The sequence below is a fragment of the Nocardia sp. NPDC004168 genome (assembly GCF_040610355.1).
GTDB classification, from domain to species: Bacteria; Actinomycetota; Actinomycetes; order Mycobacteriales; family Mycobacteriaceae; genus Nocardia; species Nocardia sichangensis.
The window spans coordinates 121,631-141,122 of record NZ_JBEXME010000003.1; the positions used below are offsets into that span (position 1 = coordinate 121,631).

Genomic DNA, 19,492 nt, shown 5'->3' on the forward strand with positions numbered 1-19,492 from the left:
GCGTCGCAGCGGGTGGGATCGGCGGTGTACCCGGTGCGTAGGCTGTACCCATGACGGTAGGAACGACCACCCAGCCTGATGTTCGCGAGGTGGTGCACGAGGCCGCGCGCAAGGCCAGGGTCGCGTCGCGAGCCCTCGCCCCGCTGACGACGGCGCGGAAGAACGACGCCCTGCACGCCGCCGCCGACGCGCTGCTGGCCGCCGCCGATCGGGTGCTGGCCGCCAATGCCGAGGACATCGCCGCGGCGCGGGCCGCGGGCACCGAGGAGTCACTGCTGGACCGGCTGCGGCTGACCGAGCCCCGCATCGACGGCATCGCCTCCGGGTTGCGTCAGGTGGCGGGACTGCCCGATCCGGTGGGTGTGGTGGTGCGCGGCTCGACGCTGCCGAACGGCTTGGAGATCCGGCAGGTGCGAGTGCCGCTCGGCGTGGTCGGCATGGTGTACGAGGCCAGGCCGAACGTCACCGTCGACGCGTTCGGGCTCGCGCTCAAGTCCGGTAACGCCGCCCTGCTGCGCGGCTCCTCCTCGGCGGCCCGCTCCAACGCCGCGCTCGTCGCGGTGCTGCGCGAATCGCTTGCCGCGCAAGACATCCCGGCCGACGCCGTGCAGTTGCTGCCGAGTGAGGACCGTTCCAGCGTCACGCATCTGATCCAGGCCCGCGGCCTGGTCGACGTGGTCATTCCGCGCGGCGGCGCCGGGTTGATCAACGCCGTCGTGCGTGACGCGCAGGTGCCGACCATCGAGACCGGTACCGGCAACTGCCACGTCTACGTGCACGCCGCTGCCGACCTGGACATGGCCGAGCGGATCCTGATCAACGCCAAGACCCGCCGTCCCAGCGTGTGCAACGCCGCCGAGACCGTGCTGATCGACGCCGGGATCGCGGACACGGCGCTGCCCCGGCTCACCGAAGCGCTGGAGCGTTCCGGCGTCACCATCCACGGCGACCTGCCCGGCCAGGTTCCGGCCACCGAGGCCGACTGGGGCGAGGAATACCTCACCCTGGACATCGCGCTCAAAGTGGTCGACGGCCTGGACGCGGCGGTGGAGCACATCAACACCTGGGGCACCGGCCACACCGAGGCCATCGTCACCGGCGACCTCGCCGCGGCCCGCGAGTTCACCAGCCGGGTCGACGCCGCCGCCGTGATGGTGAACGCCTCCACCGCGTTCACCGACGGCGAGCAGTTCGGCTTCGGCGCCGAGATCGGCATCTCCACCCAGAAGTTGCACGCTCGCGGCCCGATGGCGCTGCCGGAGCTGACCTCCACGAAGTGGATCGTCTGGGGCGAAGGACAGATCCGGCCCGTCTGACCCGCGTGCGCGGCGGCTACGGCCGATGCCGAGTCGGCATCGGCGACGCGCTGCCGTAGCGTGGGGGACGGTTCGGAAGGAAGGTGCCGGGTGGTGTCGGAGAGCGCAGTACAGGAGCCGATCTTCACGTCGGTGGACGACGTGATCGAACGGTTGGCCAGCACGGGCTACCTGGCGGACAAGGCCACCGCCACCTCGGTGTTTCTCGCCGATCGGTTGGGCAAGCCGTTGCTGATCGAAGGACCGGCGGGTGTCGGCAAGACCGAGCTGGCGCGCGCGGTCGCGCAGACCTCGGGCGCCGAGCTGGTGCGATTGCAGTGCTACGAGGGCGTCGACGAGGCCCGCGCGCTGTACGAGTGGAACCACGCCAAGCAGATCCTGCGCATCCAGGCCTCCAGCGAGAACGACTGGGAAGAGACGAAGGCCGACGTCTTCACCGAGGAGTTCCTGCTCTCGCGCCCGCTGCTGACCGCGATCCGGCGCACCGATCCCACGGTGCTGCTGATCGACGAGACCGACAAGGCCGACGTCGAGATCGAGGGCCTGCTGCTCGAGGTGCTCAGCGACTTCGCGGTGACGGTACCGGAACTGGGCACGATCACCGCCAGCCGCAAACCGTTCGTGGTGCTCACCTCGAACGCCACCCGCGAGCTGTCCGAGGCGCTCAAGCGTCGCTGCCTGTACCTGCATCTGGATTTCCCGGACGAGGAGCTGGAGCGGCGCATCCTGGCCAGCCGGGTGCCCGAACTGTCGGCGGCCGTCGCCGCGCAGCTGGTGCGGATCGTGCACGTGCTGCGCGGCATGCAGTTGAAGAAGCTGCCCTCGGTCGCGGAATCGATCGACTGGGGTCGCACGCTGCTGGCGCTCGGCCTGCGGGACCTGGACGACACCACCGTCCGAGCGACGCTCGGTGTGGTCCTCAAACACCAGAGCGACCACCAGCGCGCGCTGGCCGAACTGAAGCTGGCCTGAGCCATGGCGACCGGGCCGGTCCCCGCCGATGTCGCGGCACTGAGCGCGCCACACGGTATTCCGGGACATCTGGTCGGCTTCGTGGAGGCGCTACGGGCGCGCGGGATACCGGTCGGACCGTCGGAGACGGTGGACGCGGGCCGCGTGGTGACCGTGCTCGACCTGATGGACCGTGAGGTCCTGCGGGAGGGGCTGGCGTGCGCGTTGTTGCGGCGCACCACCCACCGCGCGACCTTCGACGGGCTGTTCGACCTGTGGTTCCCCGTCGCCGTCGGGCAACGCGCCGCGAGCCAGGACGAGCTGGAGATCCCGCACACGCCCTCGGGAGACGTGGACATCCCGGCGCTGCGCGAACTGCTCGCGGAGTTGCTGGCGCAGGAGTCGGCGACCCAGCAACTGGAGGCGCTGGCCGCGCAGTTGGTCGAGCAACTCGGCCAGTACCAGTCCGCCCGCGGTCCGTCTTTCTCGTCGTACCAGGCGCTGAAAGAGGTGCAGCCACAGACGTTGCTGGCGAAGATCCTCGCGGGCATGGCCCTCGGGCCGAACACGAGCGAGTTCGACTCCGAGATCGCCCGCCGCGCAGCCCGGCAGCGCATCGCGGGCTTCCGCGCGACCGTCGAGGCCGAGACCAGGCGGCGCGTCGCCGAACGGATCGGACGCGAACGCGTGGCGAGCTACGGAGTCGCCCGGCAAGCCGAGGAGGTCGACTTCCTGCGCGCCTCCGAGGCCGAACTCTCCGAACTCAAGCGCAGTACCCAGCGGTTGGCCCGCATCCTGGCTTCGCGTCTGGCCGCGCGTCGCAGGCACGCCCACCGCGGAGCCATCGACCTTCGCCGCACTCTGCGCGCGTCCATGTCCACGGGCGGCGTGCCCATCGACCTGGTCAACCGCAAGCCGCGACCGGGCCGCCCCGAACTGGTTCTGCTGTGCGATGTGTCGGGCTCGGTGGCCGGCTTCAGCAACTTCACGCTGCTGCTGGTGAGCGCGCTGCGCGAACAGTTCTCCCGGGTGCGCATCTTCGCGTTCGTCGACCAGATCGACGAGGTGACCCGGTTCTTCGATCCGCACACCCAGCTGGACCGGTCGATGACCCGGATCTTCGGTGAGGCGAACGTCGTCGGCCTGGACGGGCACTCCGACTACGGCAACGCGCTGGCCGGATTCGCCAGGGACTTCCCGGACGCCGTCACCAGCCGCAGCTCGCTGCTGATCCTCGGCGACGCCCGCACGAACTACCGTGACCCGGAGCTGAACACCCTGCGGTCGCTGGTCGAGGTGGCCAAGCACGCGCACTGGCTCAATCCCGAACCGCGCAACCAGTGGGGTTCCGGCGATTCCGCGGCGGACAAGTACCGCGACGTGATCGAGATGCACGAATGTCGTTCGGCCAAACAACTCACCGCGGTGGTTTCGCGGCTGCTACCGGTGTAGGAGACGGCATGGACGATGCCGCGCTGCTGAGCTACTGCCTGGCCAAGCCGGGCGCCTGGCAGGACGAACCGTGGGAGGGCGACGTCGTCGCCAAGGTCGGCGACAAGATCTTCGCCTTCCTCGGCGCGACATCGGTCGGCCTCAAATGCGGGCGGACCCGCGAGGAGGCCGACGAACTGGTCCGGGTGTACCCGGGGGACGTGGCGGCGTCGGCCTACATCGGGCGGTACGGCTGGAACGTCATCCAGTTCGGCGGCGCGGTCTCGGATAACGAACTCTACGAGCTGGTCGATCTCTCCTACGAGGCCGTCGTGCGCAAACTGCCGAAGAGCAAGCGCCCGACCGCCTGAAAGGGTTCGTTAAGGGGATCTTTGGCTTGCGCCGACAAGATCGGCGGCCATGGGGAACAGAACGCCGGACGATCCGGCGGCGGTGCACAACAACTATTCGTTTCAGGTCGATTTGCGCGGGATAGTCGATCTGCTCTCTCATCACCTCTATTCGAGTCCGCGGGTCTATCTGCGCGAGCTGTTGCAGAACGCCGTCGACGCGGTCACCGCACGTGTTCGGCTCGATCCGCTGGCTCCCACCGGAATTCGGCTCTCCGTGGACGAGTCCGGGCTGCGGATCAGCGATCCCGGTGTCGGCCTGACCGACGCCGACGTGCACCGGTTCCTCGCCACCATCGGCCGCTCGTCCAAACGCGACGACATCGAAGGCGCGCGACGGGAGTTCCTCGGACAGTTCGGAATCGGGTTGCTGGCCTGTTTCACGGTCGCCGAGACGATCCGGGTCGTCACCCGATCGGCCGCCGACCCGACCGCCTCGCCGGTCGAGTGGCTGGCCCGCGCCGACGGCACCTACTCGGTGCGCTCACTCGATCGAGGCGAGTACGCGCAACCGGGCACGACGGTGTGGCTCACCCCGCGCGGGGGAGCCGGGGAGTGGTTCCGGCCGCAGCGGGTGACCGACCTGGCACGCGAATTCGGGTCGCTGCTGCCCTACGAGGTGACGGTGGAGTCGGACGATGCTGTGACGACGGTCACCGAAGGCGTTCCGGTCTGGCGCCGCGCGTATCCGTCGGCGCAGCGACGCAGGGCCGCCCTGCTCGACTACGGTCACCGGACGCTGGGCTTCGTCCCGCTCGACGCCATCGAGCTCGATGCCGGTGCGGCAGGCGTCAGCGGTGTGGCCTATGTCCTGTCCCAGCCGGGCAACCCGTCCGACAGCAGTGCGCATCGGGTGTACCTGAAGGGCATGCTCCTGGGCGACGCGGTGCGCGGCGTGCTGCCGGATTGGGCGTTCTTCGTGCGCTGCGTGCTCGACACCGACACGCTGCGCCCCACCGCGTCGCGGGAGGGCCTCTACGAGGACGAGCGGCTCGCCGTCGTGCGCGAGGTGCTCGGAGACCGGATCCGGGACTGGCTCACCGAGATCGCCGCCGAACAGCCGCAGCGGCTGGCCGCGTTCCTGTCCGTGCACGCACTCGGCGTGAAGGCGATGGCGAGCCATTCCGTCGAACTGCTGCGCATCATGCTGCCCCATCTGCACTTCGAGACCACCGACGGGCGCGTGCCGCTCACCGAGTTCGCCCGCCACCACCGCACCGTCCGGGTGACGGCGACGGTCGAGGAGTTCCGTCAGGTGGCGGCCACCGCCGCCGCGCAGGGCATCGGCGTCGTCAACGGCGGCTACGCCTACGACCGGGAGTTGATCGCGCGGTTGCCGCGGTTGCTGCCCGGCGTCGAAGTGGTCGACCTGGACGTAGACGCGATCGCCGCGGCGCTCGACCCGGTCGACCCAGGCGACGAACTGGCGCTGGCCCCGGTGCTCGAACTGGCGCGATCCGTGCTCGACCCGCTGTCGTGCGACGTCATCGTGCGCGCCTTCCATCCGGTCACGGTGCCCGCGCTCTATCTCGACGGCCGCGCCGCACGCAACGAACGCGCCAGAGCGCAGACGGCCGGGGACGCCGACGACCTGTGGACCGAGATCCTCGGCGCCCTGGCGGTCGCGACACCGCGCGCTCGGCTGGTGCTCAACCACCACAGCCCGATCGTGCGCAGGCTGTCGCGCATCGACGATCCCGGCTTCCGAAAGACGGCGGTGGAATCGCTCTACGGGCAGGCCCTGTTGATGACCCACCGTCCGCTGACCGCGGCCGACACGGCGCTGCTCAATCGCGCCTTCGGCGAATTCCTCGGCTGGGCCACCCAACGTGCCGCCGACCGCGGTGAAGAGACGGAGTGAGCATGGACGCCGCCGAGATCGGCGCGGCGCTGGCGCAGGTCTACGCGCTACCGCACGGCCGGACGCGCACCGAGCGACTGGAGACCCTGGCCGCGGCCGCGCGAACCGGATCGGATCGCGCGCTGGAAGGCAGGGTGCTGCTGGAGCTCGCGCAGTCGTACACCTACGCGGGCGAACGCGATCTGGTGCCCGTCGCCTACGGCAGGTTGCTGCGGATCTACGACGACCACCCCGCCGAGCTGGGCTCGATGACGCACTCGGTGCACTGGTATCTGAAATGGGTGACCTGGGGCATGGTCGGCAACCCCGCGCTGCCGCTGTCCACGATCGATCGCTGGTTCGACGAACTGGACAGCCGCTACCGGCAGCGCGGCTACAGTCCGCGCCCGGTGCTGGCCCTGCGCTCCGAACTCGCCCGCGAGATCGGTGACACCGCGGCCGCCGCCGCGTGGCTGGAGCAGGCGATGGCCGCACCGCGCGACAGCATGTCCGACTGCGATGCCTGCGAGCGCGGCGAATGGGGCGTGACGAGCGTGTCTCTCGGTGACGACGAGGGCGGACTCGCGCACTGGAAGCCCGTGCTCGACGGCGAACGGACCTGCGCCGAGGAGCCGCACCGCGTTCTGGCGCAGGCACTGCTCCCGCTGGTGCGCACCGGCCGCGTCGCGGCGGCACGCGGCGCGCACCTGACCGGGTATCCGCTGGTCCGGCACACCGAGGACCTGCGTCCGTCGGTGGCGTCGCATATGGAATTCTGCGCGCTGACCGGCAACGAGGCACGCGGGCTGGAAATTCTCACCGAGCACGCGAACTGGCTGGCCGATTCCGGAGCCGACGCGGGCGCGCGCCTGGCCTTCGCCACCGGCGTGTGCGTGCTGCTGCGCAGGCTGGTGGCGCTGCGGCTGGGTGATCTTCCGCTGGCGGAGGGGACGGTGGAATCGGTGCGCGCCCGGTTGGAGGTCGAGATCGGCGCGTTGTGTGCTCGCTACGACGCCCGCAACGGCAACAGCTCGGTCAGCCTGCGCACCGCCGCCCGGCTCGCGGCCGAACCGCTACTGGACCGGTTGCCGCTCGGTTTGCGCAGCACACTGCCGCGCGCCGCGAGCGCGCCGGACAGCGTGCGGGCGGCCGACGACTTCTCCGGCGACCGAGCGACGGAGGTCCGCAGGCTGGCCGAACTCGGTGCCGCCCGGCTCGCCGATACGCCCGAGGAGGCGGAAGCCCACCTGCGGGAAGCGCTGGCGCTCGGTACGCAGGTGCTGGCCGGGGAGGAGGCCGCCCGGCTGGGCGCGCAGTTGGTCATCGCCATCGCGAGCCAGCCGGACCGCGAACTCGATCTGGCCGATGCCGCGGTGCGAGCCGCGGCACGCTGGGAAGGGCTGTCCGAACCGGATGTACTGCATCACACCGTGGTCGCCGCACGCGCGTTCCATCGCGCGGAGCGCCACGGCGAGGCCGTCGCCCTGTTCGAACACGCGCTGCTCAGCGGCGCGATTCCGTATCCGTCCGGCGAACTGGCGGTGGTGCGCGCGCAGTTCGGCCGATCGCTGAACGCACTGAACCGCCACCGCGAGGCCGCGCGGCAGTTCCTGGAGGCGGCACGACTCGTCGAACGCGACCCGGAGCGGACGAAGCTGCACGCCGAGCTGGCGTGGTCGGCCGCCACCGCGCTCGAGTACTGCGGGCAGGACGACGAGGCGGTGGCCGCCTACCAGCGCGCCGCACAGCTGTGGGCCGGGCTGGGCGCGGTGGCGGAGCGGGCGCGTTGCCTGCGGGCGGCGGCCTGGCTGCGCGTGTGCGGCGAAGCCGATCCCGAATCCGGGCTCACCTCGATGCGGACGCTGATCGCCGAGCTGGCCCCGCTGGCGGGCCGGTCGGCCGAGGCGGCGGATGAACTCGCGCGCACCCGCGAGCAGCTGGCCCGGATGCGCGAGATGGGAGACGCCACCGCCTGAGGCGCCGCCGGGCCCGTGTGGCGGGGCATAGTGCGGGCGGGTGTCCCCAGTTCGCCGCCCGCCCCCGCTTACCGGCCCCGTGCGGGCCGTGGGCGACCCGTTAAGCTCGGCAGTCATGCACGAGACAGGTCGGCGCGGCCGCAAGCTCGGGGTGATGGGCGGCACGTTCGACCCCATCCACCACGGGCATCTGGTCGCCGCCAGCGAGGTCGCGCACCGGTTCGACCTGGACGAAGTGATCTTCGTCCCGACCGGGCAGCCCTGGCAGAAATCGCACAAGCAGGTCAGCCCGGCCGAGGATCGGTACCTGATGACCGTCATCGCGACCGCGTCCAACCCACGGTTCTCGGTGAGCCGTGCGGACATCGAGCGCGGCAAGGTCACCTATACCGTCGACACCCTGCGGGAGATGCGATCGGCCCATCCCGGCGCCGAGCTGTACTTCATCACCGGTGCGGACGCGCTGGCCAGCATCCTCACATGGCAGGATTGGGCAGAACTGTTCGAACTGGCGAAGTTCGTCGGGGTGAGCCGTCCGGGGTACGAGCTGAACATCGATCATCTCGAGGAGCATCTGCGGGATCTCCCGCCGGATGCGGTGACCATGGTCGAGGTCCCCGCGCTGGCGATCTCGTCGAGCGAATGCCGTCGCCGCGCCGCCGAGAATCGGCCGGTGTGGTACCTCGTCCCCGACGGCGTGGTGCAGTACATATCGAAGCGGCACCTGTATGTGCCCGGAGCAGCGGAAGGTAGCTGAGCGTGAGCGAGCGCAGCGAAGGTGCGGGCATGAGCGAGCGAACGATCCCCACGGCCGCGAGTGCCGTCCCGCCGAGCGCCCGGGGGGTGCAGGCATGACCGCGTCGACCGAGTCGGTGGAGATCGCGCAGGTCGCCGCGCTGGCCGCCGACGAGAAGCTGGCGTCCGACGTGGTGGTGCTCGATGTGTCGGAGCAGCTGGTTATCACCGACTGCTTCGTGATCGCGTCCGCGCCCAACGAGCGTCAGGTCAACGCCATCGTCGACAACGTGGAGGAGAAGCTCCGCGCGGCCGGGCACAAGCCGGTCCGGCGCGAGGGCACCCGCGAAGGCCGCTGGGCGCTGCTGGACTACGTCGACGTCGTCGTGCACATCCAGCACAACGACGAGCGCAATTTCTATGCGCTGGAACGCCTGTGGAAGGACTGCCCCGTGGTGCCGGTCGCCGGTCTCACCGGGGCCGCGCCGGATTCGCGCGCCGCGGCGACGGAGGACGAGGCGCGATCGTGAGCAGACATGCCGGCGTGCGCACCCTCATCCTGTTGCGCCACGGGCAGACCGAATGGAACGCCACCGACCGCATGCAAGGCCAGATCGACACCGATCTCACCGAACTCGGTCGCAGACAGGCCAAAGAGGCGGCACGCGAACTGGTTTCGCGCAACGCCATCGCTATCCACGCTTCGGATCTGCGCCGTGCCTTCGACACCGCGACGGCTCTGGCCGAACACACCGGGCTCACCGTCGTGCCCGACGTCAGGTTGCGGGAGACCGATCTCGGCGACTGGGAGGGATTGACCCACCTGGAGGTCGACGCCGACTATCCGGGCGCGCGCATGGCGTGGCGGCTGGACGCGCGCTACACCCCGCCCAACGGCGAGAGCAAACTCGAGGTCGGGGCGCGGTCGCTGCCGGTGGTGCAGGAGTTGCTGGTCGAGCGGCAGGACTGGCCGGGCCGGACTATCATCCTGGTGGCGCACGGCGGGCTGATCGCCGCCCTCACGGCTGCGCTGCTCGACCTGCCGCCGCAGAACTGGCCGATCCTCGGAGGACTGGCCAATACCAGCTGGGTGCAGCTCAGCAGTCACGGCCCGAGCATCGAACAGCCCGGCTGGCGTCTGGATGTGTGGAACGCAGCGGCGAAGGTAGCACCGGATGTCCTCTGAAGAGCCGATCAGATCGGTCCCGGACGAACTGTTCCGTAAGGTCTCGGCGAAGGCCGAACGGCAGTTGCCCGACGCGTTGTTCGGCGGTCCGCCACCGGCTTCCCGCGAATCCGCGGCTACATCCGACGAAGCTTCCGGCGCGGCAGGCGATTCCGGCGGCGGGTCCGAGTCCGGAGAGGAATCCGACTCGGAGGACGACGGATCCGGTGACATCGTCACCAGCGCCGAGCCGCAGGTACACGTCGGCGGCGGCGGCGCCTCGCCCGTCGGTGCCGCGAACGACGCTCCGGAACGGATTGCCGAGTCGGCGGAAACGCTCGGCGAATCGGTCTCCTCGACGGGGGACGGGTCCACTGCAACGTTCGGCGAACCGGTTGCCCCGGCGGCGGACGGTTCCGCAGCCTCTGCGATCGCGGAATCGGTTGGCACACGGGCGGATGGATTCGCCGGAGCACTCGGCAAATCGGTCGCGGTGACGGACGGGGCCGCGGCCGACACAATCGCCGAATCGGCTGCCACGGTGGCGGCTGGGTTCGCAGCGGTGCTCGACGAACCGGTTGTCTCGGCGGGTAATGGGTCCGCTGCGGCGCTCGGCGAACCTGTTGCTCCGGCAAGAGAGGAGTCCGCGGCCGACGCGATTTCCGCATCGCCCGCGCCGACAGACGCCGTGATCGGGTCCGCGACGCCCGGATCCGCTGTGCCAGGAGAACCTGAACTCGCCGCGCCCGAGTTCGCCGCTGTCGCTCCGGAATCCGCGGGCGCCGACGAACCCGCCGAAACGCGCGAAGCCGGGCGCCCGGTGCTGCTGGTGATCGCCGACTCCCTGTCCTACTTCGGGCCCAAGGGCGGACTGCCTGCAGACCATCCGCGTATCTGGCCGAACCTCGTTGCGGCCGAACTGGATTGGGACGTCGAATTGGTCGCCCGGATCGGCTGGACCTGCCGCGACGCCTATTGGGCCCTGATCGGCGATCCTCGGGTGTGGGCGGCGGTGCCGCGCGCCGGTGCGGTGGTCTTCGCCGTCGGCGGCATGGACACGCTACCCTCGCCATTGCCCACCGCGCTGCGCGAACTGATCCGCTATGTGCGCCCGCCCGCGCTGCGCCGCGTCGTCCGCGCCACTTACAACTGGCTGCAGCCCAAGCTGTCGAAACTCGGCAGGCCCGTGGCGCTTCCGCCGAAGGTGAGTGTCGACTATCTGGAACAGTGCCGCACGGCGCTGGCGCAGTTGCGCCCTGACCTGCCGGTCGTCGCGGTGCTGCCCTCGGTGCACAACTGCGAGGCCTACGGCCGCGTGCACTCCGGGCGGCCACGGGCGGTGGAGGCGCTGCGCTCTTGGTCGAACCGGACTTCGGTGCCGCTGGTCGACCTGGGGGAAGCGGTGCGCGACAACATTTTCTCCGGCGAGGCGAATCCGGACGGCATCCACTGGGGCTGGGACGGTCACACGGCGGTGGCCAACGCGATGGTCAAGACCCTGCAGGAGGTTCGGTAGTCCGTGGCAGTCGTGGTCGTCACCGATTCGTCCGCCAGCCTCCCTGCCGAACATGTCGACGAGCTGGATATCGCCGTCGTCCCGCTGCACGTCCTGGTCGGTGACCGGGCGATGCGGGAAGGCGTCGACCCGGTCGAGATCGACTATGCCTCCGACACCGTGACCACTTCGGCCGCCTCGCCCGGCGAGCTGCGGGAGGTGTACGAGCGGGCCTTGGAGCGCAGCGGCGGTGACGGCGTTGTCGCGGTGCACCTTTCCCGGCGGCTGTCGGGCACATGGGAGGCCGGTCGGCAGGCCGTGCGCGACATGGACGCCGCCGACCGCGTCCGGCTGGTCGACTCGCTCGGAGCCGGGTTGGCCACCGGGCTGCCCGTGCTGGCCGCCGCCCGGCGTGCCGAGTCGGGAGCGCCGCTGGACGTGGTGTACGACGCGGCGGTGGCGGCCGCCGCGCGGGCCCGCACGTTCATCCTGGTCAATCGCACCGAGCAATTGCGGCGCGGCGGCAGACTGTCGTCGGCGGCGACGTTCTTCGCCAGCGAGCTGGTCACCAAGCCGCTGCTGCAGATCGTCGAGGGACGGCTGGAGCTGCGGGAGAAGGTCCGGACGCGCTCCAAGGCGTACGCGAAACTCGTCGCCGCGGCAGTCGACGCGGCGGGCGAGGACGGCGCCGCGGTGGCCGTGCAGCATCTGGGCGCCGAGGACGCCGCACAGACCATCGCGGGCCAGTTGCGGGAACTCGTTCCCGGCCTGGAAGAACTCATCGTCGCCGAGTTCGGGCCCGCGCTGGCGGTGCATCTCGGGTTGGGGGCGCTCGGCGTGCTCGTCGTCCCCGGCGGGTGTCGCTGAGCGTGTGCGGGTCTTCGGGCGGACAACGATCTCGGTGATCCGAATGCGAGCGGGTCGCCCGGCGTACGGCTAGCGTCGGAGCATGAGTTCCGCGAAGCCGCCGGTCCGTCCTCCGCTCACCGTGACCGCCGTGGACTGGGACCATCCGGACGCGGTGACGTTGCGCGCGGAGATGGCGGCCGAGGTCGGGCCGCGCTACGCGCATCTGGCCAGGCAACTGCCCACGAACCCGAACGCGGTGGATTCCGCCACTGTGCACAGCACTTTCGTGGCGTACTCCGATGGTCCGGTGGGTCACGCCGCGCTGCGGTGGAACGGGGAGGAACTCGAGGTCAAGCGGATGTTCGTCCGCCCCGCGCATCGCGGCTCGGGCGCGGCGGCGCTATTGCTCACCGCCGCCGAGGATGCCGCCCGCGCCGCTGGACGCCCCCGACTGATCCTGCAAACCGGTCACCTGCAACCGGAGGCCGTCCGCTTCTACGAACGCAGCGGTTACCACCGAGTTCCGATCTTCTCGCCGTACGAAGTGCTTCCCCTGTCGAACTGCTTCGCCAAGGATCTGGGCTGAGGCGGACCAGAGCCACGGCGGGATCCGGCATAGCCGCCACTGTTCCCCGGTGAGTTGTGCACAGGGCCGCGGTTGTCAACATGTTCGTCGAATCCGCTGGTCGGACCGGTCTTTTCGGCGTCTGCCCGCACTACCGTCGCGGCCATGTCACGACAGGACGAACGCGAGCGGGTACGGCGGCGATTGGGTGAGCTGACCGCCCGGGTCGGCGCGAGCATGACGGCCGGTGTCGGCACCGGGAAGGCCGGGCCCGATGCGGAGCACGGACCGTCTGGATGGGAGACGACGCGGTCTGCGCGTAGCGTGCCCGTGGGGGAAACGGGGCAGCCGGATCGTCCGAGCCGCACCGCCATGGCCGCGGCGGCCGTCCCATACCGGCGGCGGTCGAGCACGGTCGCACGCCCATCGACTGCGGATGAAAATGCCGCGCGTCCAGTGGGTCTCGGGTGGCAGACGGGCCGGACGCCGCCTGCCGTCCGCCCCGGTCCCTCAGCTGGGGAGACGCGACCCGCACCCGATGCCGGGAAGGTGGTGGATGCCCGCCCCGCCGAATCCGAGGATGACGAAGGCGACCGCCGGTCGGCACCCGTGAGAAACCACTCCGATGGTGCCGCGCAAACCGGTGGGGCCCGGCCCGCGAGCCGTCCTGCTGCCGCGGGGAAATGGGATCTCGTGCGGCTGCCCGGCCATCCCGCGCCCGACCGGGAGTCCGAAGACGATGTCGGCCGAGTTCGGTCGCCCGGCTGGCTGGAGGAGCCGGTGCCCGGCGCGAATCGGCTGCACCGCCTCGTGCCCGAACGGTTCCGGGGTCTGCGGCTCGATCCGGGGCGTTACGAGGTCCGTACGCTCGCGCTTGTCGGCCTTGCCGCGATGGTCGTCGCCGGGGTGGTCGTGTTCCGCGAACGCCCGATCGCTCACACGGTGCCGCCGTTGCCGATCGGACAGAGCGTCGCCTTGGCGACATCCAGTGCTGCCACCACGAGCGCGGCCGGAGCGCCACCGCGAGCAGTCGATCCCGGCCCGCCGACGACGGAATTGGTCGTCAGCGTGGTCGGCCTGGTCCACCGCAGCGGTTTGGTTCGTCTCCCCGACGGTTCGCGTGTCGCCGACGCGCTCGCCGCGGCGGGCGGCCCGAGTGAAGGCGCGGACACCACCGGCCTGAATCTGGCGCAGCGGCTGTCGGATGGCGATCAAGTGCAGGTCGGTCCGGCCGCGCCGAGTTCGGGCGCGTCGCAGCAGGGCAGCGGCACGATCGGCGCAGGCGGGCGCCCATCCACCGGGTCCGCCGCCGCGCCGAGCCGTCCGTCGAGCCCGGCGGGCCGGATCGACCTCAACACTGCCTCCGAAGCCGAACTCGATGCTCTCCCCGGTGTGGGGCCGGTCACCGCACGCGCGATCATCAACTGGCGTACCACCAATGGTCGTTTCAGCACGATCGAGCAACTCGGTGAAGTCGAGGGCATCGGCCCCGCCCGCTTGGCGCGGCTGCGTGATCTGGTGCGGGTATGAACGCCGCCGGGTTGCTCGAACTGGTTCGCCGGAAGCTGGGTGCCGATACGGAATCGTCCATGGCCCGCCCGCCCGCCGGAGCCGTGCGAGGTTCGGGGGAGGGCGTCGCGTCGGAGGAGCCCGGCGTCGTTCAGGCACTCGACGCTCGCCTGCTGCCCGCCGCTTTGTGCTGCTGGGGTGCGACCATCGTGGCGGTGGCGGCAGGGTGGCGGGCCGGGATCGCGCTGGCGATCGCGTTGACGGTCTCGGCCATCGGGTTGTGGGTGTTGCTGTTGTGGGTGACCGCGCACCGCGGCGAACGCCGACGAGCGGTGGCGGTGGTTGCGCTCGCCGCCGTGGTGCTCGGCGCGGGGTTCGCGGCCGCGGCGGCATGGCGGGAACATCGCGTGGCGACCCATCCGCTGCGGGCTTCGTCCGGGCAGTCGGTGCGCGTGGTGGTCATTCCGACAGACGATCCGAAACCGCTGCGCGCCAAGGTCTCCGGCGCGGACCGTCAATGGGTGGTACGGGCGGATCTGCGCGAGTACCGACGCGGCGGGGTGACGGTACGTGCCGGTGGCGCGGTGGTCGTCCTGGCTTCCGGTGCGGAGTGGGGTGACTTGTCGCCGGGCGGGCCGGTCGAGTTCCGGGCCAGGGTGGAGATGCCGCGCCGATCCGACCTCACCGTCGTCACGCTGCACGCGCAGGGCGCGCCCACTGCCGCCGGACCGCTGCCGTGGTGGCAGCGCGCCGCCGATACGGTGCGCGCCGACTTCGCGGCCTCGGCGACGCGAGCCCTGCCGGCCGACGCCGCAGGGCTGCTGCCAGCGCTGGTGGTCGGCGATACCTCGGCGTTGCCCGAACAGGTGCGCGAGGATTTCAAGATCGCTGGGCTGCAACACCTGACAGTGGTCAGCGGCGCGAATTTCACCATCTTGCTCTCGGTGGTGTTGCTCGTCGTACGCCTGCTGACGCTCGGCCCGCGCGGTGCTACGGCCGTCGCCGCCGTGGCGCTGCTGATGTTCATCGTCGTCACTAGGCCGGACCCGAGCGTGCTGCGCGCCGGTGCGATGGGCGCGATCACCCTGCTCGCCGTGCTCACCGGCCGTCGTAAACAGGCGCTGCCCGCGTTGTGCGCCGCGATCATCGCGTTGCTAGCCCTTTGGCCAGGGCTCGCCGTCGACGCGGGGTTCGCGTTGTCGGTCGTCGCGACGGGTGGCCTGATCCTGTTGGCGCCGAGCTGGGCCGACTGGTTGCGCGCCAGGGGATGGTGGCGGGTGCCCGCCGAGACAGTGGCCGTGTCCGCCGGGGCGTTCGTGGTCACGACGCCGATCATGATCGCGCTCACCGGACAGCTCAGCCTGGTCGCCGTCCTCGCGAACGTGCTGGTCGCGCCGGTCGTCGCGCCGATCACCGTCGCGGGGGCAGCCGGTGCCGCGCTGTCGAGCCTGTGGTCGCCGCCGGCCGACTTGGCGCTGCGCTGCGCGGCACCGCCGCTGTGGTGGCTGTTGTGGGTGGCCCGCCACGCGGCCGCGCTGCCCGGCGCGTCCGTCGCGGTCCCGGGTGGCCTGGCGGGAGGTCTGATCGCGAGTGCCGTCGTGGTGGGCGTGATCGCGGCATTGCGTGTTCGCCCGGTGCGGCGGATCGCCGCCGCGGTCGTGGTCGGCGTCGCGGTGGTCCTGGTCCCGGTGCGGCTCTGGCACCCCGGCTGGCCGCCGACCGGCTGGGTCCTCGCGGCGTGCGACGTCGGCCAAGGTGACGGCCTCGCGTTGTCGGTCGGTCCCGGCGCCGCCGTGGTCATCGATGTCGGGCCGGATCCGCGCCCGATCCGGACCTGCCTGGATCGTTTGCGCGTCGCGCGCATCCCGCTGCTGATCCTCACCCATCCGCACGCGGATCACATCGACGGGCTCGCCGGCGCGCTGCACGGCCGCGCGGTCGACGCGATCGCCGTCGGCGTCCACGAGCTCGACGTGCTCGCGCCACCCGCACACGATCGGTCGACGCCCGAAGCGGGGCTCGGATGCGCTTCCGTGCCCGCCACCGCACCGGCCGCGGAGGTGTACCGGCTCAGCGGGTTCGCGAAAGGTCATGCCCGGAACGACCGAATCGTTTCGTTCGGCCGACGAGATGCGCGAAGCCGGTTGCCGGGCAGCCACGATCGCGCCGCTCCCGTGCTGGGACACGCGCAAATCGATTGTCGGCCAGTCGGATACGGGGTGCGGAGCCATGCGCGTCCATCGGGTGACGCGCATGCCGCTGCCTCCGGTCTCACGCAGGTCGCGGCCATCGCCAGGAGCGCGGGAGTGCCGCTGCTGGAATTGTCGGCCGGACATGTTCTGAGTTTCGGGTCGATCGAACTGGAGGTGCTCGCACCGGCAAGGAACGGTCCGCGACCGGTCCGGGGCGCGGAAACCGACGGCGCCAACGACCGTTCGGTGGTCGTCACCGCTCGCACGCCCGCGGGCAGGATTCTGCTCACCGGGGACATCGAGGCCACCGCGCAGCGGGCTCTGATGCACGCCGGAATTCCCATCCAGGCGGAGATCCTCAAACTTCCGCACCACGGATCACGCACCACCACAAAGGAATTCCTCGACGCGGTGCGTCCGCGTCTGGTGCTGGTGAGCGTCGGCGCGGACAACGCCTTCGGGCATCCCGCCCCCACCGTCCTCGCGGACTTGTCGGCCCTCGGCGCGACGGTGGTACGCACGGACCTGGACGGCGACATCGTGGTCTCGGCCGGAGGCGGCCACTTGCGTATGACGAGTTCGCGATGACCGGCGGATCACGCGTGCCGCGACTGCCCCTGGCCGGGGTGAGGTGTCGGTCATGGACCGTAGGATCGGGCTGTGGACGAGCGCGGCGAATGGAGCAAGGCGGCAGAGCCATCGAGCACGATGCCCTCCGGCGACGAGGAGGCGCCGTCGTGAGCGAGCGGCCTGCGCCCGTGCATTTGGTGCTCGGGGAAGAGGAACTGCTGATCGAGCGGGCGCTGGGCGCGCTCACCGCGCAGGTGAGGGCGTTGGCTCCGGACCCGGACGCGGTGCCGGTCGATCGCCTGCGCGCGGGGGACGCGAGTACCGCGGAGCTGGCCGAACTGCTGAGCCCCTCGTTGTTCGCCGAGGACCGGGTGATCATCCTCGAGGCGGCGGCCGAGGCGGGTAAGGACGCGGTCGCGGTGATCACCGAGGCATCGCAGAGCCCGCCCGAGGGTGTGTTGCTGGTCGTTGTGCACTCCGGTGGCGGACGGGCCAAGGCGCTCGCGCCCGCGCTGCAGAAAGCCGGTGCCGTCACCCACGACTGTGCCAAATTGACCAAGGCCGCCGAGCGCGTCGAGTTCGTGCGCGGTGAGTTCCGCAACGCCGGAGTGCGGGTGTCCGGCGAGGTCGTCCAAGTGGTGCTGGAAGCGGTGGGCTCGGACCTGCGTGAGCTGGCCGCGGCGTGCGGGCAGCTGGCCGCGGACACCGGAGGGAAGATCGATGTCGCGGCCGTGCGCCGCTACTACTCGGGCAAGGCCGAGGTCTCCGGGTTCGACGTGGCCGAACTCGCGGTGGCCGGGGATCGCCCCGGTGCGATGGAGGCGCTGCGCTGGGCGAACGACCGCGGCGTTCCGCATGTCCTGCTCGCCGACGCGCTCGCCGACTCGGTGCACACCATCGCGCGCGTCGGTTCGGCCGGCCGCGGTGACCCGTTCAAGCTGGCCCAGCAGCTCGGCATGCCGCCGTGGAAGGTGAAGAAAGCGCAAGCCCAGGCCCGCAACTGGACCCCCGCGACCATCGGCTCCGCCCTCCAGGTGGTCGCGACCCTCAACGCCGACGTGAAAGGCGGCGCCGCCGACGCGGGATACGCGCTGGAACACGCCCTTACCCGAATCCTCGATCTGCACGGCGCGAGCTGATCCGGGTCCGGTCGACCCGTTCCAACGCGTTCGCCGGAGCACACGCTTCAGAGGGTTCAGCCTCGGTCCTGGTTCCCGCTGGGGCAACGCCATGCGGGGCTGGTCACCACCCAACTCGGCAGGTACCCATGCACGGCGGACGGCAGCTCGCCGGAGACCGGCCGCGCCGCCGATCAGGTGTGACCCGATGCGGCGGTGCGGGTCTCGCTTCGCACCGCCGCATCGGATCGACGCTCAGACGCGCCCTTCGATCTTCAGGTCGCCGAAGGTGACGCTCTGGGTCATGGGCCGGTTGAGGAATTCGTGCGGGAATCCGAGATCCACCGCACTGGCCTGTTCCAGCCTGTCGAGCTGGGTGGCGTCGAACTCCACGTCGAGGGCGCCGAGGTTGTCCTCCAGTTGCGCCGCCGTGCGCGCGCCGATGATCGGCGAGGTGACTCCGGGCTCGCGCAGCGTCCAGGCCAGCGCGACCTGCGAGGGTGTCTTGCCTATCTCGTCCGCGACCTGCTTCACGACGTCGGCGATGGCGAGGCCGCGTTCGGTGAGCGAGCCGTTGGCGGCGGCCACGTTCTTGCGGCTGCCTTCGGGCGAACCGTCCGCCTGGTGGTCGAGGTCGGCGCGGCTGTACTTGCCGGTGAGCACACCGCTGGCCAGCGGTGACCACGGAATCACACCGAGGCCCAGTTCGCGCGCCATCGGGATGAGGTCGCGCTCGACGGTCCGCTCGATCAGGCTGTATTCGATCTGCAGCGCGATCAGCGGCGACCAGCCGCGCAGGTCCGCGATGGTCTGCATCCGGGCGATCTGCCAGGCGGGCGCGTCGGAGATGCCGACGTAGAGCACTTTGCCCGAGCGCACGAGATCGTCCATACCGCGCAGGATCTCCTCGACGGGGGTCAGGAAATCCCAGGCGTGCAAGTAGAGCAGGTCGATGTAGTCGGTGTTCAGCCTGCGCAGGCTGGCCTCCACCGAGCCGACCATGCTCTTGCGGTGGTTGCCACCGGAATTCGGGTCACCCGGACGGCGCAGCATAGTGTATTTGGTGGCCAGCACCAAGCTTTCGCGGTTGTCCGCGGTGAATTCGCCGAGCAGTTGCTCGGAGGTGCCGTTGGTGTACTGGTTGGCCGTATCGATGAAGTTGCCGCCGCGCTCGACATAGGTGTCGAAGATCTTGCGGGCTTCGTCCCGGTCCGCGCCCCAGCCCCAATCGGCGCCGAAGGTCATGGTTCCCAGGGACAGGGGTGACACCCGAAGGCCCGAGCGGCCGAGCAGCCGGTAGGTGTCGAGGGTGCGAGCTCCGGACATGTCCAGCTCCTTGTATTTTCGCGATGTCTCGTTGCCGGAAGCCA

General features: G+C 70.5%; 16 protein-coding genes. 15 read left to right on the forward strand and 1 reads right to left on the reverse strand.

The window, feature by feature from the left end; all coding sequences use genetic code 11:
• Positions 1-50 precede the first annotated feature (50 nt).
• From ABZW96_RS07530 to holA, 15 genes are all read left to right on the forward strand, one after another.
• A complete protein-coding gene (locus ABZW96_RS07530) occupies positions 51-1,316 on the forward strand; it encodes a glutamate-5-semialdehyde dehydrogenase (RefSeq protein WP_355072337.1) in 1,266 nt (421 codons plus the stop codon).
• Positions 1,317-1,406: 90 nt separating this feature from the next.
• Positions 1,407-2,288, forward strand: coding sequence for a MoxR family ATPase (locus ABZW96_RS07535; RefSeq protein ID WP_355072339.1), 882 nt, complete (start codon positions 1,407-1,409; stop codon positions 2,286-2,288).
• Between the two features lie 3 nt (positions 2,289-2,291).
• Complete coding sequence (locus ABZW96_RS07540) at positions 2,292-3,719, forward strand: VWA domain-containing protein (RefSeq protein ID WP_355072341.1); 1,428 nt, start codon at positions 2,292-2,294, stop codon at positions 3,717-3,719.
• Positions 3,720-3,727: 8 nt separating this feature from the next.
• Positions 3,728-4,069 (forward strand): MmcQ/YjbR family DNA-binding protein, encoded by a 342-nt coding sequence (locus ABZW96_RS07545; protein ID WP_355072343.1) that lies wholly within the window; start codon positions 3,728-3,730, stop codon positions 4,067-4,069.
• 49 nt (positions 4,070-4,118) lie between these two features.
• Complete coding sequence (locus tag ABZW96_RS07550; protein WP_355072344.1) at positions 4,119-5,969, forward strand: HSP90 family protein; 1,851 nt, start codon at positions 4,119-4,121, stop codon at positions 5,967-5,969.
• A gap of 2 nt (positions 5,970-5,971) precedes the next feature.
• Positions 5,972-7,924: a hypothetical protein gene (locus ABZW96_RS07555; protein WP_355072346.1), complete on the forward strand. Its 1,953-nt coding sequence runs from the start codon at positions 5,972-5,974 to the stop codon at positions 7,922-7,924.
• A gap of 115 nt (positions 7,925-8,039) precedes the next feature.
• The gene (nadD, locus tag ABZW96_RS07560) at positions 8,040-8,681 is read left to right on the forward strand and encodes a nicotinate-nucleotide adenylyltransferase (protein ID WP_355072347.1); all 642 of its coding nucleotides are present in this window, start codon (positions 8,040-8,042) and stop codon (positions 8,679-8,681) included.
• A gap of 94 nt (positions 8,682-8,775) precedes the next feature.
• Positions 8,776-9,189, forward strand: a complete 414-nt coding sequence (gene rsfS / locus ABZW96_RS07565; RefSeq protein WP_355072349.1) for a ribosome silencing factor — start codon at positions 8,776-8,778, stop codon at positions 9,187-9,189.
• The gene (locus tag ABZW96_RS07570; RefSeq protein ID WP_355072958.1) at positions 9,183-9,845 is read left to right on the forward strand and encodes a histidine phosphatase family protein; all 663 of its coding nucleotides are present in this window, start codon (positions 9,183-9,185) and stop codon (positions 9,843-9,845) included. Before rsfS ends, ABZW96_RS07570 begins: the two co-directional genes overlap by 7 nt.
• Positions 9,846-10,644: 799 nt before the next feature.
• The gene (gene octT, locus ABZW96_RS07575) at positions 10,645-11,340 is read left to right on the forward strand and encodes a diglucosylglycerate octanoyltransferase (protein ID WP_355072959.1); all 696 of its coding nucleotides are present in this window, start codon (positions 10,645-10,647) and stop codon (positions 11,338-11,340) included.
• A 3-nt stretch (positions 11,341-11,343) separates the two neighbouring features.
• On the forward strand, positions 11,344-12,186 hold the full coding sequence (locus ABZW96_RS07580; protein ID WP_355072350.1) for a DegV family protein: 843 nt from the start codon (positions 11,344-11,346) through the stop codon (positions 12,184-12,186).
• Between the two features lie 82 nt (positions 12,187-12,268).
• Complete coding sequence (locus ABZW96_RS07585; RefSeq protein WP_355072352.1) at positions 12,269-12,754, forward strand: GNAT family N-acetyltransferase; 486 nt, start codon at positions 12,269-12,271, stop codon at positions 12,752-12,754.
• A 588-nt stretch (positions 12,755-13,342) separates the two neighbouring features.
• Positions 13,343-14,263: a helix-hairpin-helix domain-containing protein gene (locus ABZW96_RS07590; RefSeq protein ID WP_355072354.1), complete on the forward strand. Its 921-nt coding sequence runs from the start codon at positions 13,343-13,345 to the stop codon at positions 14,261-14,263.
• On the forward strand, positions 14,260-17,022 hold the full coding sequence (locus ABZW96_RS07595; RefSeq protein ID WP_355072356.1) for a ComEC/Rec2 family competence protein: 2,763 nt from the start codon (positions 14,260-14,262) through the stop codon (positions 17,020-17,022). Before ABZW96_RS07590 ends, ABZW96_RS07595 begins: the two co-directional genes overlap by 4 nt.
• Positions 17,023-17,171: 149 nt before the next feature.
• Complete coding sequence (gene holA / locus ABZW96_RS07600; protein ID WP_355072358.1) at positions 17,172-18,143, forward strand: DNA polymerase III subunit delta; 972 nt, start codon at positions 17,172-17,174, stop codon at positions 18,141-18,143.
• 234 nt (positions 18,144-18,377) lie between these two features.
• On the opposite strand, the gene ABZW96_RS07605 is transcribed toward holA, so the two are convergent.
• The gene (locus tag ABZW96_RS07605) at positions 18,378-19,448 is read right to left on the reverse strand and encodes an aldo/keto reductase (protein WP_355072360.1); all 1,071 of its coding nucleotides are present in this window, start codon (positions 19,446-19,448) and stop codon (positions 18,378-18,380) included.
• Positions 19,449-19,492: the final 44 nt, after the last annotated feature.

Bases quoted from the DNA above. Each gene is read 5' to 3' on its own strand.
- ABZW96_RS07530 (WP_355072337.1), top strand. From the start codon at position 51: ATGACGGTAGGAACGACCACCCAGCCTGATGTTCGCGAGGTGGTGCAC.
- ABZW96_RS07540 (WP_355072341.1), top strand. From the start codon at position 2,292: ATGGCGACCGGGCCGGTCCCCGCCGATGTCGCGGCACTGAGCGCGCCA.
- ABZW96_RS07545 (WP_355072343.1), top strand. From the start codon at position 3,728: ATGGACGATGCCGCGCTGCTGAGCTACTGCCTGGCCAAGCCGGGCGCC.
- ABZW96_RS07550 (WP_355072344.1), top strand. From the start codon at position 4,119: ATGGGGAACAGAACGCCGGACGATCCGGCGGCGGTGCACAACAACTAT.
- ABZW96_RS07555 (WP_355072346.1), top strand. From the start codon at position 5,972: ATGGACGCCGCCGAGATCGGCGCGGCGCTGGCGCAGGTCTACGCGCTA.
- nadD (WP_355072347.1), top strand. From the start codon at position 8,040: ATGCACGAGACAGGTCGGCGCGGCCGCAAGCTCGGGGTGATGGGCGGC.
- rsfS (WP_355072349.1), top strand. From the start codon at position 8,776: ATGACCGCGTCGACCGAGTCGGTGGAGATCGCGCAGGTCGCCGCGCTG.
- ABZW96_RS07585 (WP_355072352.1), top strand. From the start codon at position 12,269: ATGAGTTCCGCGAAGCCGCCGGTCCGTCCTCCGCTCACCGTGACCGCC.
- ABZW96_RS07595 (WP_355072356.1), top strand. From the start codon at position 14,260: ATGAACGCCGCCGGGTTGCTCGAACTGGTTCGCCGGAAGCTGGGTGCC.
- ABZW96_RS07605 (WP_355072360.1), bottom strand. From the start codon at position 19,448: ATGTCCGGAGCTCGCACCCTCGACACCTACCGGCTGCTCGGCCGCTCG.